At 44.5% G+C, this 24,692-nt stretch carries 22 protein-coding genes; 5 read left to right on the forward strand and 17 right to left on the reverse strand.

All coding sequences use genetic code 11. The annotated features are described in order from the left end of the window. Positions 1–35: 35 nt before the first annotated feature. The 10 genes from lapB to AC3CHU_RS10670 form a co-directional block, all read right to left on the reverse strand. Positions 36–1,211: a lipopolysaccharide assembly protein LapB gene (gene lapB / locus AC3CHU_RS10625; RefSeq protein ID WP_004734543.1), complete on the reverse strand. Its 1,176-nt coding sequence runs from the start codon at positions 1,209–1,211 to the stop codon at positions 36–38. A 12-nt stretch (positions 1,212–1,223) separates the two neighbouring features. Continuing rightward, the gene (locus AC3CHU_RS10630) at positions 1,224–1,496 is read right to left on the reverse strand and encodes a LapA family protein (RefSeq protein ID WP_004734544.1); all 273 of its coding nucleotides are present in this window, start codon (positions 1,494–1,496) and stop codon (positions 1,224–1,226) included. Positions 1,497–1,625: 129 nt separating this feature from the next. Continuing rightward, on the reverse strand, positions 1,626–1,910 hold the full coding sequence (gene ihfB, locus AC3CHU_RS10635) for an integration host factor subunit beta (protein WP_017073307.1): 285 nt from the start codon (positions 1,908–1,910) through the stop codon (positions 1,626–1,628). 121 nt (positions 1,911–2,031) lie between these two features. Beyond that, entirely contained in the window at positions 2,032–3,702 is a 1,671-nt protein-coding gene (gene rpsA / locus AC3CHU_RS10640; RefSeq protein ID WP_017057038.1) for a 30S ribosomal protein S1, read from the reverse strand. Between the two features lie 106 nt (positions 3,703–3,808). Next, complete coding sequence (gene cmk, locus AC3CHU_RS10645; protein ID WP_488524516.1) at positions 3,809–4,489, reverse strand: (d)CMP kinase; 681 nt, start codon at positions 4,487–4,489, stop codon at positions 3,809–3,811. Positions 4,490–4,784: 295 nt separating this feature from the next. Next, complete coding sequence (kdsB, locus tag AC3CHU_RS10650) at positions 4,785–5,531, reverse strand: 3-deoxy-manno-octulosonate cytidylyltransferase (protein WP_004736427.1); 747 nt, start codon at positions 5,529–5,531, stop codon at positions 4,785–4,787. After that, a complete protein-coding gene (locus tag AC3CHU_RS10655) occupies positions 5,531–5,710 on the reverse strand; it encodes a Trm112 family protein (RefSeq protein WP_004736429.1) in 180 nt (59 codons plus the stop codon). Before AC3CHU_RS10655 ends, kdsB begins: the two co-directional genes overlap by 1 nt. Continuing rightward, positions 5,691–6,698 (reverse strand): tetraacyldisaccharide 4'-kinase, encoded by a 1,008-nt coding sequence (lpxK, locus tag AC3CHU_RS10660; protein ID WP_488524517.1) that lies wholly within the window; start codon positions 6,696–6,698, stop codon positions 5,691–5,693. The genes AC3CHU_RS10655 and lpxK overlap by 20 nt, the downstream gene beginning before the upstream one ends. A 14-nt stretch (positions 6,699–6,712) precedes the next feature. Further along, a complete protein-coding gene (gene msbA / locus AC3CHU_RS10665; protein ID WP_237290707.1) occupies positions 6,713–8,461 on the reverse strand; it encodes a lipid A ABC transporter ATP-binding protein/permease MsbA in 1,749 nt (582 codons plus the stop codon). A 31-nt stretch (positions 8,462–8,492) separates the two neighbouring features. Then, positions 8,493–10,820: a DNA internalization-related competence protein ComEC/Rec2 gene (locus AC3CHU_RS10670; protein ID WP_488524518.1), complete on the reverse strand. Its 2,328-nt coding sequence runs from the start codon at positions 10,818–10,820 to the stop codon at positions 8,493–8,495. 17 nt (positions 10,821–10,837) lie between these two features. On the opposite strand from AC3CHU_RS10670, the gene AC3CHU_RS10675 reads away from it, so the two are divergent. Next, the gene (locus AC3CHU_RS10675; RefSeq protein WP_488524519.1) at positions 10,838–11,350 is read left to right on the forward strand and encodes a DUF2062 domain-containing protein; all 513 of its coding nucleotides are present in this window, start codon (positions 10,838–10,840) and stop codon (positions 11,348–11,350) included. A gap of 215 nt (positions 11,351–11,565) precedes the next feature. Here the strand turns inward: AC3CHU_RS10675 and lolE are convergent, their stop codons facing one another. From lolE to lolC, 3 genes are read right to left on the reverse strand one after another with little or no spacing between them, the layout of a single operon-like run. Further along, entirely contained in the window at positions 11,566–12,810 is a 1,245-nt protein-coding gene (gene lolE / locus AC3CHU_RS10680) for a lipoprotein-releasing ABC transporter permease subunit LolE (protein ID WP_102266564.1), read from the reverse strand. After that, the gene (gene lolD / locus AC3CHU_RS10685) at positions 12,811–13,503 is read right to left on the reverse strand and encodes a lipoprotein-releasing ABC transporter ATP-binding protein LolD (protein ID WP_102571472.1); all 693 of its coding nucleotides are present in this window, start codon (positions 13,501–13,503) and stop codon (positions 12,811–12,813) included. After that, complete coding sequence (lolC, locus tag AC3CHU_RS10690) at positions 13,496–14,704, reverse strand: lipoprotein-releasing ABC transporter permease subunit LolC (protein ID WP_032546254.1); 1,209 nt, start codon at positions 14,702–14,704, stop codon at positions 13,496–13,498. Before lolC ends, lolD begins: the two co-directional genes overlap by 8 nt. Positions 14,705–14,931: 227 nt before the next feature. On the opposite strand from lolC, the gene AC3CHU_RS10695 reads away from it, so the two are divergent. The 4 genes from AC3CHU_RS10695 (at position 14,932) to AC3CHU_RS10710 (ending at position 20,493) form a co-directional block, all read left to right on the forward strand. Then, positions 14,932–15,501, forward strand: coding sequence for a hypothetical protein (locus AC3CHU_RS10695; RefSeq protein ID WP_004736257.1), 570 nt, complete (start codon positions 14,932–14,934; stop codon positions 15,499–15,501). A 6-nt stretch (positions 15,502–15,507) separates the two neighbouring features. Beyond that, positions 15,508–18,969, forward strand: a complete 3,462-nt coding sequence (mfd, locus tag AC3CHU_RS10700; RefSeq protein ID WP_488524520.1) for a transcription-repair coupling factor — start codon at positions 15,508–15,510, stop codon at positions 18,967–18,969. A 63-nt stretch (positions 18,970–19,032) separates the two neighbouring features. Next, positions 19,033–19,800, forward strand: a complete 768-nt coding sequence (locus tag AC3CHU_RS10705) for a peptidoglycan binding protein CsiV (protein WP_488524521.1) — start codon at positions 19,033–19,035, stop codon at positions 19,798–19,800. Positions 19,801–19,947: 147 nt separating this feature from the next. After that, positions 19,948–20,493, forward strand: coding sequence for a GNAT family N-acetyltransferase (locus tag AC3CHU_RS10710; protein WP_488524522.1), 546 nt, complete (start codon positions 19,948–19,950; stop codon positions 20,491–20,493). A 115-nt stretch (positions 20,494–20,608) separates the two neighbouring features. Here the strand turns inward: AC3CHU_RS10710 and AC3CHU_RS10715 are convergent, their stop codons facing one another. The 4 genes from AC3CHU_RS10715 to lpoB form a co-directional block, all read right to left on the reverse strand. Continuing rightward, a complete protein-coding gene (locus AC3CHU_RS10715) occupies positions 20,609–21,898 on the reverse strand; it encodes an NAD(P)/FAD-dependent oxidoreductase (RefSeq protein ID WP_004736261.1) in 1,290 nt (429 codons plus the stop codon). 511 nt (positions 21,899–22,409) lie between these two features. Continuing rightward, complete coding sequence (ycfP, locus tag AC3CHU_RS10720; protein WP_488524523.1) at positions 22,410–22,949, reverse strand: alpha/beta hydrolase YcfP; 540 nt, start codon at positions 22,947–22,949, stop codon at positions 22,410–22,412. 108 nt (positions 22,950–23,057) lie between these two features. Continuing rightward, a complete protein-coding gene (locus tag AC3CHU_RS10725; RefSeq protein WP_488524524.1) occupies positions 23,058–23,912 on the reverse strand; it encodes a phosphotransferase in 855 nt (284 codons plus the stop codon). 170 nt (positions 23,913–24,082) lie between these two features. Further along, positions 24,083–24,673 (reverse strand): penicillin-binding protein activator LpoB, encoded by a 591-nt coding sequence (lpoB, locus tag AC3CHU_RS10730; RefSeq protein ID WP_004736264.1) that lies wholly within the window; start codon positions 24,671–24,673, stop codon positions 24,083–24,085. Between the last annotated feature and the right edge of the window lie 19 nt (positions 24,674–24,692).

Here is a 24,692-nt window from a genome sequence, read left to right on the forward strand (position 1 = left end):
GCAATTAATAATTTGGTCTTAAAATGACCACAAATCTATTCACCATCAAGCCCACGAATAGGCTTGATCGTTCCCCACCCCTTACATGAAGGGCAGTGCCAATACATTGAGTGTGTTGAGAAACCACACTGACGACAACGATAATGAGGCTTAACCTTAAGTTGTTCACCAACCATAGATTGAAGTGTGGTTAAGCTGTCTTTCGCACGACCTTCTTCTGCTTCCGCTAGGTGATAATCGATTAATCGATAAAAACCCTTCATGGTTGGATTTTTGACTAGCTGCTTTGTTAGTAGCTCTTGAGCAGAACCAACATCTTCATGGTGAGCAACCAATTGAGCGAGCATCAGTTCAGCGGATACACCAGCTTTATTCTGAATACAAGCTTTAAGGAACTCGACCAATTGAGCCTCTTGCCCAAGCTTGTGGTAACACTCAGCAAGGGTTGGCAACACCTCACTAATAAAGTCGATATCTTGCTCGAGTACCGACTCCAAACAATCGATTGTCTTTTGGTAGTCTTCGTTCGCTAAGTGGAACTTGCCTAGAGCAATGCTAGCACGAACACATTTAGGGTCTTCAGAAAGTGCCTTTTTGAAATGCTGAAGCGCTTTAGAGCGATTACCATCGGCTTGCTCTTGCATCGCAAGTTCACACCAGAAATGTGCAACGGTCGCGCGCATCTTCATTTTCTTCTTACCGAGCTTAACTAGGATATTTCCGTAATGAATAGCCTTGTTCCACTCTCGAGTTTGTTGATAAATAGCAACCAACTGCTGTAGAGCACCCTCTTTGTGATCGGGTTCTTCAACAAGCTGTTCAAAGATTTTTTCGGCGCGATCAAGAAAGCCAGAGACCATATAATCTTTAGCTAATTGTTGTAGTGCGAGGTTTTTCTGATCGAGAGTAAGCCCCGAACGAGAGATAAGATTTTGGTGGATACGAATAGCACGGTCGACTTCACCTCTAGAGCGGAACAAGTTGCCCAAAGCTAAGTGAGTATCGATGGTTTCATTGTCGACTTGAAGGAGTTCAATGAAGTGATCAACCGCTTTGTCAGACTGATCTGACAGTAATAGGTTCAAACCCGTCACGTATTGACGGGAAATCTGGTGTGATTGTTTCTGTTTTTCTTGCTGAGCATTACGATTACCCATATACCAACCGTAAGCAGCGGCAATAGGTAAGAGCAAGAACAGTAACTCTAACATCAAATAAGACCTTTAAGCTTTGGTATCAGCAGCTACCTGCTTTGATTGCTTATTGAGTTGTTTCTTCAAACGATGAATTCTCAGTTGAGATCGCATGTGCATATTGCCGAAGACTAACCAAGCAAGACCAAAACCTGAAACAAAGACAACACCTAATAAGCTTGATAGGTGGAAATCACCTTGCGCTAGCAGATAGTTGAAATTCACACTTGTTTGGTTTTGAGAGCCTAAAGCCAGTGCAATTAGGAAAAGTGCGATAACAGCGACTATTTTTATAATTTTCATAGTTCATCACTCATTGGTTAGTTAGCTGTACGATTATGCAGGAAAATTACTAATCAGACCACCATATTATGGTCATAAAAAAGCGGCATACATTATAGTATGCCGCTTTTCTTAATTCCGATAAGTAGTCTACAGTCCTGAGTTTACTCGTTCGCGTAGCTCTTTACCTGGTTTAAAGTGAGGAACGTATTTGCCTTCCAACTCAACCTTGTCACCAGTTTTAGGATTACGTCCAACACGAGGTTCACGGAAATGCAGAGAAAAACTGCCAAAACCGCGAATTTCGATTCGGTCACCACTTTCTAGTGTTGAAGCCATGTGCTCTAAAATGTCTTTTACAGCGTCTTCAATTTCTTTTGCAGAAAGGTGCGTTTGCTCAGCGCACAGTCTTTCAATCAATTCAGACTTAGTCATAGTTACCCTCGTTGGTTTTCTTTTTAGAAATTATAGACCTATCGGAAAAATAAGCAAAAAAAAAGGAGCCTTGCGGCTCCTTTCTTGGCTATATAGCTATAATTCTCTTAATGAGAAGCTATTATTCGCCTTTAGCAGCTTTGAATGCGTCTGCCATTGCGTTACCGAACGCGCCTTCATCAGACTTGTTCAGTGAAGCCATTGCTTCTTGCTCATCAGCTTCATCTTTAGCTTTGATAGATAGGTTGATTACGCGGTTCTTACGGTCTACACCAGTGAACTTCGCTTCAACGCTGTCGCCAACGCTTAGGATTAGAGATGCATCTTCGATACGGTCACGAGAAACTTCAGAAGCGCGTAGGTAACCCTCAACGCCTTCGATTAGCTCGATAGTAGCGCCTTTCGCGTCAACTGCAGTTACAGTACCGTTTACAAGAACACCTTTCTTGTTGTCAGCAACGTATGCGTTGAACGGGTCGTTTTCCATTTGCTTAACGCCAAGAGAAATACGCTCACGCTCTGCATCTACTGCTAGAACAACAGCAGAGATTTCGTCGCCTTTCTTGTATTCACGTACAGCTTCTTCGCCGGCAGCGTTCCAAGAAATGTCAGATAGGTGTACAAGACCGTCGATACCGCCTTCTAGACCGATGAAGATACCAAAGTCAGTGATAGACTTGATCTTACCAGTAACTTTGTCGCCCTTAGCTTGCATTTCTGCAAATGACTGCCATGGGTTAGCTTTACACTGTTTCAGACCTAAAGAGATACGACGACGTTCTTCGTCGATATCAAGAACCATAACCTCAACTTCGTCGCCAACATTAACAACTTTAGAAGGGTGGATGTTCTTGTTAGTCCAATCCATTTCAGAAACGTGTACTAGACCTTCAACGCCTTCTTCGATTTCAACGAAGCAGCCGTAGTCAGTTAGGTTCGTAACACGACCAGAAAGTTTGTGACCTTCTGGGTAACGCTTAGCGATTGCTACCCATGGATCTTCGCCAAGTTGCTTAAGACCTAGTGAAACACGAGTGCGCTCACGATCGAACTTAAGGACTTTAACTAGGATTTCGTCACCAACGTTAACGATCTCTGATGGGTGCTTAACACGCTTCCAAGCCATATCTGTGATATGTAGAAGACCGTCAACACCGCCAAGATCAACGAATGCACCGTAGTCAGTAAGGTTCTTAACGATACCTTTAACTTCAGTACCTTCTTGTAGAGTTTCAAGAAGTTCGTCACGCTCAACACTGTTTTCAGATTCGATAACAGCACGACGAGAAACAACAACGTTGTTACGCTTCTGGTCTAGCTTGATTACTTTGAACTCTAGCTCTTTGTTTTCTAGGTGAGCAGTGTCACGGATAGGACGTACGTCTACTAGAGAACCAGGAAGGAAAGCACGGATACCGTTAAGTTCAACAGTGAAACCGCCTTTAACTTTACCGTTGATGATACCAACAACAGTTTCAGCTTCTTCACAAGCTTTCTCAAGTACGATCCAAGCTTCATGACGCTTAGCTTTCTCACGAGAAAGTTGAGTCTCACCGAAACCATCTTCAACAGCGTCTAGAGCTACGTCTACTTCAGCACCAACTTCAACTTCAAGTTCGCCAGCAGCGTTCTTGAATTGTTCAGCAGGGATAGCAGATTCAGACTTAAGACCAGCATCTACAAGAACGAAACCGTTCTCGATAGCTACTACAGTACCTTTAACGATGCTGCCTTGTTGGAATTCAGTTTCAGATAGAAACTCTTCAAAGAGTTGAGCAAAAGATTCAGTCATTATTTAATCTTCAATAATTAAACGTCCATGGGTATCCTACCGCATGGGGTTGATAAATTCGCCGGTCATCATCCTTGCGACCAACGTTCGTACTAGCTCGGCGAAATTACCCAGCCAGTTTCGATTCAATATAGTGTAGTGCTTTTTCTACTACCTGCTCAATATTCATTGAGGTGGAATCAAGCACTAGAGCATCCTCTGCAGGGCGAAGTGGCGCCACTGGGCGATTACGATCTCGATCGTCTCGCTCTTGGATCTCGCTCAAAAGGTCGTCAAATTTAACATCTAACCCCTTCTGTTGCAACTGTTTAAGGCGGCGACTCGCACGCTCTTCAGCACTTGCATCTAAAAATATTTTCACTTCAGCTTCAGGGAACACAACCGTTCCCATGTCACGGCCATCAGCAACCAAACCAGGTGCCGCGCTGAATGCGCGTTGACGACGAAGCAGTGCTTCACGAACGCGAGGTAAAGCTGCTACTTTTGAAGCTGCCATGCCAGTTTCTTCTTTGCGAAGTTCACCAGACACATCTTCACCTTCTAGGATAACCTTAACTAAGTCGCCTTCAGCAATAAACTGCACGTCTAAGTGTGTCGCAAGCGGTACTAAAGCATCTTCTGATTCAGTATCCACACCATGGTGAATTGCCGCTAAAGCCAATACTCGATAGATCGCGCCTGAGTCTAGAAGATGAAAGCCTAGCTTATCTGCTAGCAACATACACAGGGTACCTTTACCTGCACCACTTGGTCCATCAACCGTAATCACTGGGCTTTGAGAAGGCATCTTTTACTCCACGTTTTGTCGTAAGTTTTATTCTGTACTAGCGATTCGCCACTACTTTATAGGCGGCATATTATAGAGAAAAATTGGAAGTCGAGCGAGGTAAATCTCAGATAATTCCGAGTTGATGATGCATAAACCAATGCAACCAGCCCAATATCCGTTTGCTTAGGTCAATAAGACACACACGCGCTTTTCGATAGCGCACTTTTCGATAGGTAGAAAAAAGCCTCGCAACTAGCAAGGCTCATGAATTTGCATTTTGTAGAGCAAAGAAGAAGTAGTAGCTCAAAGAAGCTTAGCCAATAATAGCTCGAACCGCTTCTAAGTCTTCAGGCGTATCAACACCAGCAGCAGGCGCCTCTTCTGCAACTGCCACATGGATTTTTTCACCATACCAAAGTACACGTAACTGCTCTAGGCACTCAATACGCTCAAGGGTACTTGGTTCCCAATTGATATAGGTATTGATAAAACCCGCACGATAAGCGTAGATACCAATGTGACGAAGCAGTGGAGATTCCGCTGCTGTACCGTTGTTCGCGTAAGCATCGCGATCCCAAGGAATAGTAGCTCGGCTAAAGTACAGGGCATACCCATCTTTGTCCGTCACAACTTTTACAGCGTTAGGATTAAACACTTCATCAGCATGAGTAATTTCCACACCGAGTGTTGCCATCGGAGCTGTACTGTTCGCAAGATTGTTAGCAACCTGATTAATGATCGCAGGTGGAATAAGTGGCTCATCACCTTGAACATTCACGATAATATGATCATCAGGAATCTTCATAACTTCAATCACTTCAGCTAGGCGTTCAGTGCCCGATTCATGATTCGGAGATGTCATACAAACGGTCGCGCCAAATGCTTTAGCCGCTTTTTCAACTCGAGCGTCGTCGGTAGCGATAATAACGTTATCGGCACCCGCTTTCATTGACTGTTCGTATACCCATTGAATCATCGGCTTTCCACCAATGTCAGCAAGCGGCTTCCCAGGTAAACGGCTCGATTGGTATCTCGCAGGTATAACAACCGTATAAGACATTACTTACCCTCATCCATTGAAACGGTGCGAGCTTCAGGTTCTAAAAGAACAGGAATACCCTCTTTAATTGGGTAAGCAAGGCGATCAATTTTACAAACAAGCTCTTGCTTATCTTTGTCAAAAGTTAGTTTACCTTTACATACAGGGCAAGCAACGATCTCAAGTAGACGGTGATCCATAGTATTCCATAACCTCTTTTATTCTTTTTAAAATTTGCTGTTGCGAATCTTCATCAAACTGCGCAGAAACTGGAAGATACCACCAGTTATCTTGAGCATATTCTTCGCATTTTACAGCGTCTTTTTCTGTCATAATCAGATTCATACCTTTCTTAGCTAAGGCATGAAGTTCATCTTTATCAAAATCTTGATGGTCGGCGAAGCCCTGTGTGAAAACCACATCACCATCAAGATCTTCCAATGTTTTAAAAAAGCGTGGCGGATGACCAATACCAGCAAAAGCGACCAACTTCTGTAGTTCTGCTACCGATATTTTCTGACCAGTCTTTAGGTTAACGGCTTGGCTTGGTCGCAAAGACATAGAGAATTCCCGCCCCTGCACTTCACCGCCATTGTTAACCAAAAAGTCTACGTCATCTAAACGAGATACTGGCTCTCTTAATGGACCCAAAGGAATGAGGCATTCACTACCAAAGCGTCTCGCACCATCGATAACCGCAAACTCAATATCGCGTTCAAGTGCATAATGCTGAAGGCCGTCATCAGTGATAATGACATTAACACCTTCGTTCAATAAAGCTTTCACCGCGTTTGCACGCACAGGATCGACTGCGACAGGCGCACCAGTCCGTTTGCGAATCAAACGAGGCTCATCACCTGAATGCTCAGCTGGTGTATTTTCGTCCAACACTAATGGGTAGCTTGGTGCTTTAGCTCCGTAGCCTCGAGAAACGACTCCGGGCTTAAAGCCATGAGCTTGAAGCATTTCAACTAACCAAATCACGACAGGCGTTTTTCCATTGCCTCCAGCTGTTATGTTACCAACAACAATTACTGGTAAGGGCGGACGGTAGGTCTCTTTTTTACCGGATAGATAGGCGTCACGTCGTTGACCGCTGATCATTTTGAAAAGCAGACTCAATGGCCACAGTAGCGGCCAAAGAAGGTATTTTAACGGATGATTGTTAAACCAAATCTTTTCGATCACAACAAGACCTAATCTTATCCGCTGAACTGAATTCGGTGTAGTTGCGCATAAGCGCCATCATGCGCAATTAGCTCCGCGTGTGCACCTCTTTCTACAATACGACCATCATCAACCACTAAGATCTCATCGGCTTGTTCAATAGTAGAGAGTCGGTGTGCGATAACCAATACTGTCTTGTCCTTTTGCAGCTCTTCTAACGCAGATTGGATCGCTCTCTCTGATTCAGTATCCAAAGCCGATGTAGCTTCATCAAGAATCAATACTGGAGCCTCTCTTAACAACGCTCTTGCAATAGCGATACGTTGTCTTTGGCCGCCAGATAGGCTTGCCCCATTCTCACCAACAATCGTATCAATGCCGTTTTCCATGCCTTCGATAAATTCAGTAGCATGAGCAAGCTTAGCCGCGTGTTCGATTTGTTCGCGAGAATATTTAGCTTCTGCTGCGTAAGCAATGTTGTTGGCTACCGTATCGTTAAACAGGTGTACATTTTGAGAAACAAGTGCAAAGTGCTCACGTAGATTTCTCAATTCGTAATCACGAATATCATGTCCATCAAGTTCGATAGAGCCTGAATCTACGTCATAAAAACGAGTAAACAGATTAGCAATGGTACTCTTGCCCGAACCTGATCGGCCGACAAGTGCAACGGTCTTGCCTTTCGGTATATTAAAACTGACCTTATCAAGCGCTGGTTTCTCAGCACCTTGGTAAGTAAATGTCACATCTTTTACTTCGACTTCACCCGCTACGGTTTCAGGCTTCAACGTACCTTTATTTTGTTCCGTATCTAGATCCATCAAACCAAATAGGGTCGTACTCGCTGCCATACCGCGTTGGAATTCAGACGTTACATTGGTTAAGGCTTTCAGGGGGCGTAGTAAGCCAAACATCGCGGAGAACACAACGGTAAACGTACCTGCTGTTAGCTCAGCTTTAATTGAATCAACACTCGCGAGATAAAGAACAACAACAATCGCGATAGAGGCAATCATCTGAATAATTGGGTTAGCGGCAGCTTGAGCCGTCACCAGCTTCATACTTTGTTGGCGCATCTGGTTGCTAACCGTATCAAAACGGCCTCTTTCTAGCTCTTGACCACCGTAAGTTAGAACCACTTTATGACCTTTCAGCATTTGTTCTGCTGAAGAAGCAACATGTCCCATGCTGGTTTGCATGTTCTTAGAAATTTTTCTGAATCGCTTTGATACAATACTAATTGCCCACGCAACAAAAGGAGCGACAGCAAATAGAACTAAAGATAACTGCCAGCTATTCCAGAACATCAGCGTCAGCAAGCCAATGATGCTGGCACCTTCACGCACGATGCTCACCAAAGCTTTACTGGTCGCAGCAGATACTTGTTCTGAATCGTAAGTAATTCGAGATAGCAGTGCGCCCGTCTGCTCTTTATCAAAGAAAGAAACAGGCATGTGCATAAAGTGGCTAAAGATCTTACGGCGAATTTCCATGACCACATTGCCAGAAACCCAGCTTAAGCAATAGGTTGAAACGAAGCCACTCACACCACGAATGAACATCATGGCAAAGATAATAATAGGGAGCGTGCGTAAGAAGTCTGATTCAGCGTTACCAAAGCCTTCATCAAGTAGAGGCTTCAGTAAAGAAATCATATAGGTATCAGAGACGGCATTTATAATAAGCGCAATAACCGCAACACCAAGGCCGGCCTTATACAGTCGAATATAAGTCCAAAGTCTTTTAAATGTGACCCAGGTAGTTTCATCTGTTTGTGTTGACATAGAATCGCTTAATTTTCTCACAATAATCTATCTATTCTACTCCCTTACGAAGCATCTGCCTATACCACTGCCTGCCTTGTTGTTCTCTAATCGTATGATATTTCCAACCTTCCTTACTAATAGTGATGGTTATTTGTCCGCTTTCTCCGGTATCAAGCCAAGCACTACCCGTTTCATGATAACGTTCAATCACAGATTTGCTGGGCATTCCCCACTGATTACCTTTGGCCAAAGAAGCGATTGCTAATTGAGGTGAAACTGCCTCAATAAACGGCTTAATCGACGACGAATTACTACCATGATGCGGGACAAGCATCACGTCGCTCTTGAGCCGCTGACCTTCACGAGCAAGTAGCCACTCACTTACCCGTTCAATATCACCAGTGAGCAACATCGAGAACTCAGAATTGGGCTCAAAAATCCTGACCACACACGAATGTGGGTTGTACGCCCTCTTTACTCTTTGAGGTGGCCATAAAACCTCAAACTCTAGACCCTGCCAGTTCCACACCTCTCCAAAAGTACATGTTCGGATATTCGACTGAACTTGAACAGTCGATTGTGTTTGCTGATTGATGTTCTGACTGGCTCTTATCCACTTAGGATTGTAATTTTCAAGTAACGCCGGATAGCCACCAGCATGGTCAGAATCGAAATGACTCACTATCACACCTTCCACCTCATGAACTCCTCTCTGATTCAAGGTGGGAATCAGCAAGGATTCAACAATCGAACCTCCCTGCCACGCGTTGCCGAGATCGTAAACAACGACCTGATTGTTATTTTCCAAAACTAAAGACAACCCATGCCCAACATCCAAGATATCGATTGTTAATTTATTTTGCTGCTTACCGAACTCCCACCACAGTACAAACACTGCAATGACCAATATTGATAGTGTTCGTTTGAGGTATCGACTGACGAACCCGAAAAATAAGATGAGGAATACAGACAACGCCATAGTGTGATTATCAACTTGAATCCAAAATCGTTCAGAGAAAGGAAGGCTAAATACGAGAGGATCAAGCGACAAGTCGACCAACATCCATAGCTGTTCAGAAAAACCATTGCTTAACGCTGTTAAACTAATCACCTCCGGCACTGACTCCAATATTAAGCTCAGTAACATCGCAAGAAACAGTAGCGGGATCGTCACCATTGATACCCAAGGCAAAAGGATCAAGTTGTAGAGAACTGATACTAAACTCACCCCTTTGAAAAACAGTATCGAAAAGGGAGCAATAAGAAATGTCAGCATCAGCTGAATCTTGATGAGCTGCAGCCCTCGATCGATAAAAGTGGCGTTTGAAGATGATGGCCGACTATTCGAGGCGATATAAATAACGGCACCCAACGCACCAAAGGATAGCCAAAAGCTGCTCGACAATGCTGAAAACGGCCAAATCAGCAGAACCACGCACAGGCTTAAGACGACATACCGAAGCACACTGATATTTTGCCCACGCCACAAGAAATAGCTCGCGATAATACACATCACTAAAGCTCTCAAGGTTGGCAGCGTGAATCCAGCAAACCAACTGTAGAAATAGGCTAAGCCGAGACCGAATATTGTGGGAAACCAAAGAAATGAAGGTGAGAGTAACCTGAATATCTTTCCTACCTGATAGCCGATACCAAAGGCAATCCCAATATGTAGCCCCGAGATAGCCATCAAGTGAATCAAACCACTGCTTTTAAGCAAATCCCAACGCTGAGGATGGATAAGGTCTCGATAACCAAAACTCAAAGCCATAATGAGGTCTTGATTTGCTAACTCACTTAACCTTTCAAGACGGTTTTCAAACCAATGAGACCGCATGTTGGTATTGGTGTGAATTCGATATTTGGTATCGGCCCTGTAAGTTGCATTGGCAACCACACCGGTGCTAAACAAATACTTTTCTAGATCAAAGCCTGCTTCATTGAGTTTACCCCACACTGGTTTTATTGAGGCCGATAAGTAGACATCATCCCCGAGCGTCAACTTAAAAGGAGTAAACAAACGCAATTTTATCAATTGGGGAAAGATTAATTTTTCGCCGCCAATTGATCTGGCTACTATTACGCTTTCAAAACCGTGGCTATTTTCACTAAAAAGGCTAACAACCGAAGCATTTATGGTAGTATTCTGCCCTGATTGAAATAAGCGACTCGTTTGTATTTCAATCGCATTCCCTAGGCAGATAACTAGTATCAATGCTGTTGCTAGACCTCTTGCACTCCGGAAAACGCTATACTTTGTTGATGCTAGCAGTAACAACAGCATCAATGATGCCCAAACCCAATGTGGCATCACAGGCCAGAAGCTGGCAGACACAACTGTCGCAGCAAATGAAATCAAGAACCAAGTGTTAAACAAGAGAGTAGCTTCCTCCTATGCCAAGAAAGTTTATCAAACGATTTATGCCTGACCATGAGCTAATCAAACGTCAGAAAGCATTGAAAGTTTTTGGCAATGTTTTGTACAACCCCAACTTATGGTGCCTTAATCGTCGCTCTGCGGCTGGTGCGTTCGCTGTTGGGTTATTCATGGCGTTTGTCCCTTTACCAAGTCAAATGATTATGTCTGCAGGTCTTGCGGTCGCATGTGGTGTTAACCTACCACTGTCTGTCGCACTGGTTTGGATCAGTAATCCTGTGACTATGCCGGTGCTGTTCTACTTTGCTTATAAAGTAGGCGCGTTTGTGATGCATGTGCCACCTCAAGCCTTCCATTTCGAACTGTCTTGGGATTTCATCTTGGCGCAAATGAACACCATAGGACCTCCGTTCCTGCTGGGTTGTCTGATTTGTGGTGTGGTTTCTGCAATGGTTGGCTACTTTGGTATTCGCGGGTTATGGCGTTACTCAGTAGTAAGAAGCTGGAAGAAGCGACAAGCAAGGTACTGAACGACCGTTCCTTGTTATTCAATCTATCCTTGTATGCGCTTTTCTTAAAACGCACATAAGTTAAAGTCAGATGAACCACTGAACTCTGCAAGATTGACATGTAACGAAAGTCGTAAAGAACACGAATTGAATTCAATAAAAAAGGATCCCATCAGGGATCCTTTTTTTGTTTATGCCGTTAGTCTATCGCGCAACGTGACGTATTACTTCGAAAATCACTTCGAGCTAAGCACCGAGGCTGGGTTTAACTTAGCCGCTCGTGAGGCTGGATACCATGTCGCCAATAAGCTCAACACAATCGCGGTACCGGAAACCACAACAACATCCGTCATATCAAGTTGTGATGGCAAGAAGTCGACAAAGTAGATATCACCAGACAAGAACTGATGATCGACCAACTTTTCAAGCCCTTTGATAAGTGTTGTGAGATTAAGCGCGACTAACACGCCTATTGCACTGCCCACCAAACTACCTAACACGCCTGAGAATACGCCCTGCCAAACGAAAATGCGTTTAACAAGGCCGTCTGATGCGCCCATGGTTCTTAATATTGCGATCTCTGATGCTCTGTCTTTTACTGCCATCATTAGTGTCGAGACAATATTGAAACAAGCCACACCAATAACCAGAACCATCACTAGATACATGATGGTGCGAACCAACTGGATATCTCGGTACAAGAAACCAAACTTCTGTTGCCAACTACGTAAATACACGTACACATCAAGCTGGTTACCCACTTCACGCACAATCGAGTTTGCGTTCAGAACATCGGTCACTTTTAAAGAAACCCCTGTCACTGCCTCGCCTAGGTTTGCGTAGACTTGCGCATCGCCAATAGGGATCAAAGCTAAGCTGTGGTCTATTTGGCCGTTAAGCGTCAGCAAACCAACGACTTTGACTCGAACACGCTTAGGTGCTTGAACCTTCACTGACCCATTCACCGTCGGGATCATCAGAGTTAAGTAATCACCCACTTTCGCGCCGAGCACATTGGCCACGCCAGAGCCCAAGATAATCTGTTGTTGCCCTGCCTTAAACTCACTCCAAGCTTTCTTATCGATAAAACTCGATAGGCTTGAGACTTGTTGCTCAAGTTGTGGGTCAACGCCTCGGACTTCAATTGCTTTCAGCTCTTTGCCTTTTTCGGCAAGCGCGGTAATTTTCACATAAGGCGCAGCTGCGACAACATCATCATGTTGGGTCGCTTGTTCGATCACATGCTCCCAACGAGTCACAGGTTCATTGACGCCCTCAAATTCTCCATGCGGGATAACAGAAAGTACTCGTGACTGCAGTTCACGCTCAAAGCCATTCATCGCAGACAAACCAATGATGATCACCGCGACGCCAACGGCAATACCGATCGTCGAAGACAGAGAGATAAACGAGACCATTTTGTCTCGTTGCTTCGCCCGACTAAATCGGCCGCCTATCAATAGAGATAAAGAAGAAAACACTTAGCTCTCCTCTTTTTCTACGTTAACCAGCAAACCGTCTTGCATGTGCAATTGGCGATCCATTTTGCCCGCAAGTTCACCATCATGGGTTACAACCAAGAAAGCGGTATCGTATTCGCGATTCAATTCACGCATTAAATCGTAAATAGACAGTGCTGTGTTGTGGTCAAGGTTACCTGTTGGTTCATCCGCCAACACCAAAGCCGGCTTATTAACTAAAGCTCGCGCAATCGCCACACGTTGCCTTTCACCGCCAGAAAGCTCTGAAGGTCGGTGGTCAACACGATGACTCAATCCGACTTTATCCAACAAACGTTGTGCTTCTTCTTTCGCTTTCACTGGCTTTTCACCACCAATAAGTAATGGCATCGCTACGTTTTCAAGCGCCGAGAAGTCCGAAAGAAGATGATGAAATTGATAAACAAAACCAAGGTGCTGATTACGCAGTTTAGCTTGTTTATTCGAACTCAAAGACGCTAAGTCCTGCCCGAGAAAACTCACGCTGCCGTCAGAAGCATCATCCAATGCACCTAAAATATGCAATAACGTACTCTTACCGGAACCAGAGGTACCAATAATAGCGACTAGCTCACCCTTTTCGATTTCAAAGCTGACTCCCTTGAGAACCTCAGTATCTAACGAGCCTTCACGGTACGTTTTACGGATATCATTACATTGAAGAAAATTACTCATAACGAAGGGCCTCAGCAGGTTTCACAGACGATGCACGATAAGATGGGAATACAGTGGCAATCAAGCTAAGTGCAATAGCCAGAACCACAACAACGGCGATTTGAATTGGGTTAATTAAAATTGGCAACTGTCCACCAAATGAAAACAGAGCAACGCCCATCGCCTCTAAAATAGTATTGAGGTTCATCGCTAGAGCAACGCCTAACACGCCACCTGATAGGGCACCAATCACGCCGCTACTTGCGCCTTGAACCATGAATATCCCCATAACTTGACCATCGGTCATGCCTTGGGTTTTAAGAATAGCCACTTCAGACTGCTTCTCCATCACCACCATGATAAGTGCCGAAATAATATTGAAAGCTGCAACACCGATGATCAGCCCAAGCATTAAGCCCATCATGTTTTTTTCCATTCGAACGGCCTGGAATAGTTCACCACGTTGGTCTCGCCAATCACTCCACAACCAACCTTCAGGTAACGGTTGATTAGACAGTTTCGCCACTTCAAACGGGTCTTCAAAGAACAAGCGCCAGCCTGAAATGGTATCGGATTTATAGCGCATCAAACGCCCAGCATCTTTAATATCTGTCACCATCAGTTGAGCATCAATATCAGATCCTGTATTGAAGATGCCGGCTACCGTGAAATTTCGCTGGCTAGGAATACGTCCGAGCGGTGTGTATTGACTGGCACTGGTCACCATCAGGCGAACTTTGTCACCCATAGATACCTTCAAATTTCTCGCCAAGGTATGGCCAAGAAATAGCTGATACTGGCCAGCTTTGAGTGAAGACAGTCTACCTGCAATCAAGTGGTTCTGAAGAGGGTCATCTGAATTAGGTTCAATGCCGATCAACAGACCTGCAGATAACTGAGCAGGACTTTGAATTACCGCTTCGCTGCGAACAATAGGTTCAACGTGACCATTAAGCGACATTTGCTCTGCAAAATTAGGTGCTTGAGCAGACAGTGACGTTGTGCCTCCTTGCTCGTAAACGACGGCTTGAGGAAGGACTCCGAGAATTCGGTCTTTTAACTGCGCTTCGAATCCATTCATTACCGATAAAACAGTAACCAAAGACAGCACACCAATGGTGATACCTGCCGTCGACATATAAGAAACAAAACGGCTAAAGCGATCACCTGAACGACCTTTCAAATAACGTAGGCCAACAAACAATGAAATAGGATGAAACATACTTTGAACCATCTAAAGGAGATGCGGGTTAATGTAACGGGTATTGCCGTTACTGTGTAGGGGTTAATTGAAAATATAGAGTGAATTAACTCAATTAGTTAGGCTTGAAAAACAGAACCTTGTCAAATAGCCAACTTTCAAACAACTATTTGAGACTTTCAATTAACTGACCTTGATTACTGCGGCCACATAGCGATAATCAATAGATCACTTCAAGGAACTAACGCATGACAGAACAAGAGTTTTTCACCGTTCACCACAGCCTCACCGCGAATATTGAACCAATGGACAGCGGCTTCACTTTACCTTCTCAAATTCAATTCGAATCTGAGATCCCTGCCCCGTTTGTCGTGGCAAGTGAATTTAGCCAATTGGATCTATTAGCTGACAGTGCTCGCAACGAACTGAAAAACAGCGACTTGAAGAATGTCATCAGTTTATTGGATGCACAGAACTCTAAATTAAACCTCTTGTTGAGCTTTATGTTATCGCAACAAGATGATGAACAATTTCGTACCCACACGTATTCATTTGGCGCGAGTCAGTTCTCTTGTTTTTCCAAAACAGATATCGAAGCGGGTCGCTTAGTTAAAGCCAAGCTCTTTATCGAGCACCCTGCCGCCGCTATTTATTGCTACGCGGAAGTCTTCGCTAGTGAACCTAAAGATTCAGGTTTCGAAATCAAATTCAAATATGCTCATCTTCGTGATACTGACCAAGACTTGCTGATCAAAGCTGCGCTTCATCAACAACAAAAGCTCTTACGTCAACGCTCTCTAGAACGAGATAACAAGTAAATAGACATGACAAAACAATCCATTTTTACACTACCTAAGCTCAAAGGTGCCGGTGATAAAAAACACATCGGTAACCTAGTTGGTTCATCTCTCGCTCTTGCTATCGCTAGACTTGCGGAGCAGCATAACAGCCATACTTTACTTGCAGTGCCCGATCCTCAAATCGCACTCAAGCTTCAATCAGAAATTGAGCAGTTTACGTCACATGAAGTGGCACTATTCCCTGATTGGGAGACACTGCCATACGACAGCTTCTCGCCACATCAAGAGATCATTTCAGACCGTATCGCTCGCCTTTATGCGCTGCCAACGTTAAAAGATGGCATCACGATCGTACCGATCAGCACGCTACTACAACGTCAGTCGCCACGTGACTTCTTGTTGCAGCACACCTTAATGGTGAAAACGGGCGATCTGTACTCGTTAGAGAAGCTGCGTCTTCAACTTGAAAAATCTGGCTATCGTTACGTAGACCAAGTGTTTGGCCCGGGTGAGTATGCGAGCCGAGGTTCAATTCTCGACTTGTTCCCAATGGGCAGCAAAGACCCGTATCGTATCGACTTCTTCGATGACGAGATCGACACCATTCGTACTTTCGATCCTGAAAATCAGCGCTCTATTGAAGATATCTCTGAGATCCGTTTGCTGCCAGCTCACGAGTTCCCAACCTCTGAAAGTGCTATTGAAGATTTCCGCATTCGCTGGCGCCAACAATTTGATGCGCGCCGTGAACCAGAATCGGTTTATATGCAGGTTTCAAAAGGCACTTGGCCCGCAGGTATTGAATACTGGCAGCCGCTGTTCTTCGACCATACTGAAACCTTGTTTGATTATGTTGCCGATGAAGCGCAAATCCTCGTTCTAGGTGATGTCGAGACCGCGGTAGATTCATTCCTAACAGACGTTTCTCATCGATACGAACAACGCGGTGTTGACCCGTTACGACCACTGCTGAAACCTGAACAACTTTGGCTACAAAAAGACGAACTGTTCGCACATTTCAAACAAAAGCCACAGGTCAATCTGAGCTTAGATTTAATTGAAGAAAAAGCCGGACGTACCAACCTTCCGGTTGTATCTCTGCCTGATCTCAGCGTTCAACATCAGAATAAAGAACCTTTGTCTAACCTAAGAAAGTTCACTGAAGCCTTCGACGGCAAAGTGGTCTTTTCGGTTGAGTCTGAAGGCCGCCGTGAAGCATTGAGTGAATTGCTTCGAGGCATCAAAGTTCGTCCAAGCGAAGTTGAAAACCTCGACGCGGCGATTAAAGGTAAAGATAAATTCAGCCTGATCCTAGGTTCGGCTGAGCATGGTTTTATCCACGAAGAGCAAAACATCGCCCTTGTCTGTGAAAGCGACCTGCTAGGTGATCGCGTTGTACAACGTCGTAAGAAAGACAAGAAAAGCGTTAACAGCGACACTGTAATTCGTCACTTAGCCGAACTTAAACCGGGTCAACCTGTTGTTCACATTGACCACGGTATTGGTCGCTACATCGGCCTGCAAACACTTGAAGCGGGTGGCATGAAAACCGAATACGTAACGCTTGAGTATCAAAATGATGCCAAGTTATACGTACCTGTTGCTTCTCTGAACTTAATCGGCCGCTACTCTGGCGGCGCTGAAGATTCTGCACCACTGCATAAACTCGGTGGCGAAGCATGGCAGAAAGCTCGTAAGCGCGCCGCAGAGAAAGTCCGTGACGTTGCAGCCGAACTGCTTGATGTTTACGCTAAGCGTGAACTAAAACCTGGCTACAAGTTTGTACTCGATCGTGGCCAATACGCGACCTTCAAGTCTGGCTTCCCGTTTGAAGAAACGGATGACCAAGCAATGGCCATCAATGCCGTTATGTCGGATATGTGCCAAGCAAAAGCCATGGATCGCTTAGTGTGTGGTGATGTGGGTTTTGGTAAAACTGAAGTCGCGATGCGCGCAGCATTCGTTTGTACCGACAACAGTAAACAAGTAGCCGTGTTAGTTCCAACCACCCTACTTGCTCAGCAACACTTTGAAAACTTCCGAGACCGTTTCGCGAACCAACCGATACGTGTCGAAGTACTGTCGCGATTTAAGTCGGCTAAAGAACAAAAGTTGATCATGCAAGATGTTGCCGACGGTAAGGTCGACATCTTAGTGGGTACTCACAAGCTGCTTTCCAGTGACCTTAAGTTTAAAGACCTTGGCTTGTTAGTCGTTGATGAAGAACACCGCTTCGGTGTGCGCCAAAAAGAGAAAGTGAAGGCGATGCGCGCGGATGTCGATATCCTCACGCTAACCGCGACACCGATTCCGAGAACGTTGAATATGGCAATGAGCGGTATGCGAGATCTTTCCATCATCGCCACACCACCCGCACGACGCTTAGCAATAAAGACTTTTGTTCGCGAGAGTGATGACGCAATAGTCAGAGAAGCGGTACTGCGTGAAATCATGCGTGGTGGTCAAGTTTACTTCCTGCACAACCAAGTCGACACCATTGAAAAGACGGCTGAGTCACTGCAAAAACTGATTCCAGAAGCGCGTGTCACCGTTGCCCATGGTCAGATGCGAGAGCGAGAGCTAGAACGCATCATGAATGACTTTTATCACCAGCGTTTTAACTTGCTAGTGTGTACAACCATCATCGAAACGGGTATCGACGTACCAACGGCAAATACTATCTTAATGGACAGAGCCGATAACCTTGGTTTAGCGCAACTGCACCAATTGCGTGGGCGTGTGGGTCGATCTCACCACCAAGCTTATGCCTACTTGCTAACACCTCCCCCGAAAGCAATGACCAAAGATGCCGTCAAGCGATTAGACGCCATTGCTTCACTTGAAGACTTAGGTGCAGGCTTTACGCTAGCAACCCATGACTTAGAGATTCGTGGCGCAGGTGAACTACTCGGTGATGAACAGAGTGGTCAAATCCAGTCGGTTGGCTTTACGCTTTACATGGAGATGCTTGAACAGGCGGTTGAAGCATTGAAAGAAGGTAGAGAGCCATCGCTTGATGACCTACTGCGTGAACAAACTGAAATTGAGATGCGCCTGCCAGCACTGTTGCCTGATGACTACATCCCAGACATCAATACACGTTTGTCTACCTATAAGCGTATTGCGAGTGTGAGTGACACGGACGAATTGGCCGAGTTGAAAGTCGAACTGATTGATCGCTTCGGCCTTCTGCCTGATGCTACCAAGAACTTGTTGTCAGTTTCTGAGCTAAAATTAGCCGCGGCGTCAATCAAAGCGAAGAAAATTGAAGCTCACGATAAAGGTGGATTCTTAGAATTCTACCCAGATGCTGACATAAACCCGGCCTACCTTGTTAAACTGTTGCAATCTCAACCGCAAAAGTTTTCAATGGAAGGACCAACAAAGTTCAAGTTTACGATACCATTGGTCGACAGACGGAAACGAATTCAATTTGTTAGTGATTTATTGGGCGAATTCAGACAGAACTTGCTGCCTTCAGCATAAGACCCAATCCACTTGCACATATAAATTATCCAGCCGATAGATCGGCTGGAAGACGGAGTAAAAATGAAAAGACTGATCCCACTGCTACTATTGTTCGTCTCACTGCCAAGTTTGGCGCAGAGACAATTTGATATAGAAGTGATCATTTTTAAGCGTGCTGTTGATGCAGAAAAAGTGAATGAATCTTGGCCTAACACACAGCCTAAGATTTCACTTGAGCGCGTTGGTTCATTTCAAGACACCCAATACCGAGCAAAGAAAGGCGTACAAATGCTGCCTTACTCGGAATACAAGTTAACGCCTCAGAAAGACAAACTACGTAAACACGCTGGTTTTGAAGTGCTAATGCATACCGCTTGGCGTCAGGGCGACCAAGGTAAGAGCTCGGCACCTGTATTCCATATTCAAGCAGGTAAAGATTTCTCTAAAGACTTCAACGCTGACGGTTCAGAGAAAGGTGCAGTAACAGTAGCAAACACTGATGGCTTCAAAGAAGAGACCATTGATAAGCCACTGTACGAATTAGATGGCAAGCTGCAAATCTACGTTCAGCATTACCTCTACGCTGAAACGACATTGGATTTAAAAGCGCCGAGCGTTCGTGAAGTGACTCTTCAAGAGCAACAAATCGAGCTAGATTCACCAGTAAGTGGCGCCGAAAGCAATGTTCAAGTGGGCAACCTCACTGAGATTTCTCCCACGGTTGAAGTGGAAGAGTTTCTTAAGAGCTACCGCATGGACCAAAAACGTCGTATGCGCAGTACTGAGACTCACTACCTTGATCACCCGCTTCTTGGCATGGTGATTCAAGTTCGACGTGTGGCGCAATAATTAGCATAATAAGAATAGCTCAGTAACTCAGCTATTCTTATATAGAACCGAACTTGATGCATTCAATACGCCCTCCATTGTGAGGGCGTTTTATTAGTACAGGCTATATTCACGCGGTACTTACTTATACGTTATTTGGTACGTCCTATGAGCCCTGACTTTCAGATCAATACACAAAATCTCAGCCTCAAAATTATTGAAGCCTCAAACGCTCAAGAATTTTCGCAGCTAGTTAAGTCCTCCCCGAGTTTATTGCCATGGCTCGACTGGTGCCACGACGAGTTTTCTATCATCGAGGCCGAGAAATTCATTCTGGCGACTCGCTTAAACTGGGTTAAAGCCGAAGCGTTTGGCTTTGGTATCTTCGAGCGAAAAAGCAATAAGTTAGTCGGTATGGTGGCCATTAATGAGCTTTACCACACCTTTAACATGGCAAGTTTAGGTTATTGGGTGGGTGATGAATTTCAAAGAAAAGGGATAGCCAAGGAAGCGATGATTGCCTTATTTGAATTTTGCTTCGCACTGCTCAAGTTAACGCGTTTGGAGATTGTCTGCGATACAGAGAACCTACCCAGCCAAAAGCTGATCGAGAAATGTGGCGCTGAACGTGAAACCATTGCTAAGAATCGCTTTATCTTTAACGGTAAGCCGAGAGATGGCGTGGTTTACTCCGTATTACCTCCAACCTCTTAAGTAGGCTAAAACAACACGTAGTCGACACGATCAAAAAAGAGCTCCGAAGAGCTCCGAAGAGCTCCGAAGAGCTCTTTTTTATTATCAGCGTAATGACCTTAGAAGGCTTACCTGATTAGTGAAGCTTTAGGTTTGGACGAAGTACACGGTTAATACGACCAACTAACATCATTAGCGATGTTTTAATTAGTCCGTGAAGTGCCATCTGGTGCATACGGTACAAAGAGATGTAAACGATACGAGCAATACGACCCTCAACCATCATCGAACCTTTAGTTAGGTTACCCATTAAACTACCTACCGTAGAAAATCGGCTTAGCGAAACAAGTGAGCCTTTATCTTTATAGATGTAATCTTTCAGGTCGCGGCCGTTTAATTTAGCAATGATATTGCTAAACGCACAACTTGCCATCTGGTGAGCCGCTTGTGCACGTGGTGGAACGAATGAACCATCTGCTTGCGTACATTGCGCTAAGTCACCAATAGCAAAGATATTGTCATCAAGCGTAGTTTGTAGCGTATTTTTTACAACCAACTGGTTGATACGGTTCGTCTCAAGACCACCGATATCTTTCATGAAATCTGGCGCTTTAATGCCTGCAGCCCAAACCATGATTTGTGCTGGGATCTTCTCACCATCTTTAGTTGTTAGGCCGTCAGCATCAGCTTGTGTAACCATTGTAGTCGTACGCACAGTTACACCAAGCTTCGTAAGCTCAGAGTGCGCTGCGCTCGAAATACGAGGAGGTAGGGCAGGAAGAATACGCTCACCCGCTTCAACAAGGTTAACGTTCAGCTTGCTTGAATCTAGATCGCCAAAGCCATAAGTACGAAGCTCTTTAACCGCGTTGTGCAGTTCTGCAGAAAGCTCAACACCTGTCGCGCCAGCACCAACAATAGCAATATCCACTGTGCCTTGGCCGTTCTTAGCGTGAAGCTTTAAGAACTGGTTGTTCATTTCTGTACGGAAACGGTGCGCTTGCTCTGGACTATCAAGGAAAATACAGTTGTCGCGAACGCCTGGTGTGTTGAAGTCATTTGACGTTGAACCTAGCGCCATCACAAGAATATCGTATTCAAGTTCACGGCTTGGCATAAGCAGTTCACCGTGATCATCTTTCAGTTCGCTCAGAGCGATCACTTTACGTTCACGATCGATGTCGTTCAGGCTGCCCATTTGGAAATCGAAGTAATGGTTTTTTGCGTGTGCGCGGTAGCTTAACGCATCAACACCCTCGTCCAATGAACCCGTTGCTACTTCATGAAGTAATGGTTTCCATAGGTGGCTTGCTTTACGGTCTACCAGAGTAATCTGAGCACGCTTTTTACGACCTAAAGTGCGGCCTAGCTTAGTTGCTAGTTCTAAACCACCAGCACCACCGCCTACTACGATAATTTTTGTCACAATGACAATCCTCTACAAAATGAATAAATGGGGTTCGGCTCGATTACTCCAACCGATAAATTCTATGTATCTACTCGGCCTTGAATGCGAAGGCTGTTACAAATTGGATTACTGCGAAAAAGAATAACGACAGCTCACCGAGTAGTTAGAGGGATTACAAGCAACAAACATTGGCTTGCCGCTTTGCTCACGTGGATAAAAAAGGTGACTACCTGAGAGGTAGAGCACAAATAATGGGCAAGTTTTATCACTCGCTCTCAATTTTTCTTGATATTTATCAAAATATTTTGCTTGGGAACATTATATATAGCAAAAAGATGACCGCAACAAAAATCCTTGCCCACAATGAGGATTCGCGGCGAATTAGTTAACGTTTGCGCAAACTTATCTATAAATGCTCAAACTCTTCGAAAAAATAGCTACAACCATTTGATTAATGTTCGGATCTAGAGTTCAGATGTAAAAAAGCAGCACTCAATTGAGTGCTGCTTTTATAAAATAACTGGAATAATTAAGCGTTTTTAAACGCTTTCATTGTCTGCAAGTGCTGAGCGATTTTTTTGAACTTATGACTCTCTTTTTCGTCCCAGATGACATCATAATAATCTTCTAACGCGTCAGCTGTTTTGGTATTGTCGTGAATCTCATCTTCACGAGAAAGCACCACTAAACAGCGACCTTTGTTCTTCATACGATATTGAGCAACACACTTAGTCGCGATGTCTTCGTACTCTTCTGGACGATCAATTCGACCTACCATGTTGTTCTCAGGGTGCAGATTCGGGTTGAACACCACCTGCTTAATACCACATAAGAAACCAATACGCTCAGACCAAAAACCACCTAAGCCTACACCACAAATGATCGGATGCGGGTCATCGGATTGCTCTATCACTTTATGCACTTCTTTTAGCAAATGTTGCATATCGTGTTTTGGATGCAAAGTACTGTAGTTGATGAAACGAACGTCATCATCAATGAATTGCAACTGCAGTATTTTTTCGTGATTGCCCGGGCTAGTTGAGTCGAAGCCATGTAGATAAATAATCATTAGTACCTCCTTGTTGAATATTGGTACGTTTTAATTAATCTAACATGAAAAATAAGGTTTTAAAGGGAACACGAACGAAATTATATTTTTCACTTCCTAAACGTGATCCTAGCTACATAAAGTGTGACTCAGCGCCTCTGCTTCACGCAGATAACTTTCATCTCCCCAGAGCTGATGAGCAAGTAAATACCACAGCATCGCCATCATTTGGCTTCTTGGTAACCATGCTTCTACCCCATCAAGCCAAGGTTGGACATCATGGATGCCTCGCAGCTGACAGTACTTGTTTACGGCTTCAGCAACTGGTAATCCTGCAACAGCAATGGTCAGCGTAAGATCAAGTCTAGGGTCTGCTAATGCTGCATATTCCCAATCAATAATCTTAATCCCATCGCTATTTCTCACTAAGTTATAACCACCTAAATCAAAATGGCACAAAGACAGGTCAACACTTGGGATACTTGGAGCCACGCGCCACTCTTGATAGATCTTGGTGCAGGTTTCAGTCTTATGAATCGCATCGAGTTGGAGCCAGTAATGATCGACTCGCGCTGTGAAACTGAACGGTTGAAGCGGCAATCGCGCGGTATTAACCAAATGCACCGAGATCAGAGTCTTCAACAAATCATCAAGCTCTAAGCCTTCGTAAAGCGTCTCACCCGCAATCCATTCAACCAATAAGCCTTGCTCATTGACCACTATTGGACTTGGTCCAATACCTAGACGCTCAATTGCGGAAAGCACTTGATACTCCTCATGACGAGAGATGAAGAAGGCTTTGGTGATGGAAGTGATGGGCCGCCAAACATACGCAGTACCATCAGCATCAACCAACTTCCAACATCGATTGGTCAAACCGCCGGTCAGCGTTTGCGCTCTAACAGGTGGCTCAGAAAAGTATCCATCAAGCGAACTCAAACTGGTATCAAGAAGCTTGGCTTCAGACCAAGAAAAAATTGCCATATTTACTCCCTATAAACGTCTTCATTTCCCTACAAAAAAAGACACTGACCAAAAGCCAGTGTCTCTTCATAAGCAGCACATCATGCACTGCATTGGCGTATAACCAAGCTATGTGTGGCCAAGCTATGCGCTGTCAAAACTGGCTGCGTTTAGTTGGCAAGTAAGCGAAATTAAAGGCCCAATAGGCTCTTAGATTGTTGCTTACGGATTTCAGTCTCGTCAGCCCATTCAATCAAACCAGACTCAAGATCCATTAGACGCATCGTCATTTTGTAGTAGACGTCTTCGTCGCTACCGTCTTTCTTAACGATGCTTGATAGGTTGCCGTACAGCATGTATTGAGCACCGACCATTTTACCGAATTGAATTGCTGAGCTTTGGTTTACAAGCTCATCATTGTTTTGGAAGTTCAATTGGTCACGAACAGACTCTACACGGTCCATATCAACGAAACGGAACTTACCAGAGTTCAGCATCTTAGTACTGATAGTGTCCGTGATTGACTCAGTATCGATGTGCTCACTTGTTTTGTTCTTGATTCGCTCTACAAACACGATTGGACGCTGTTCACGAGTAATGTAAGACACAGAACCAGACGCCATCATGCTATCGACCATTTCACCCGCAATCGTTTGAAGGTCAGTTGAACCGAAATCGATTGTCGTGGTTTCTACTGCTTGTGCATCACCGTAGCTTACCTTGTTTGAACAACCGCCTAAAATAACCGCTAAACCTAGTAGCGCAACGACACTCTTTTTCATTTTGTTTCCTCAACTTATC

Source organism: Vibrio sp. QJM3NY_39 (genome assembly GCF_057785895.1).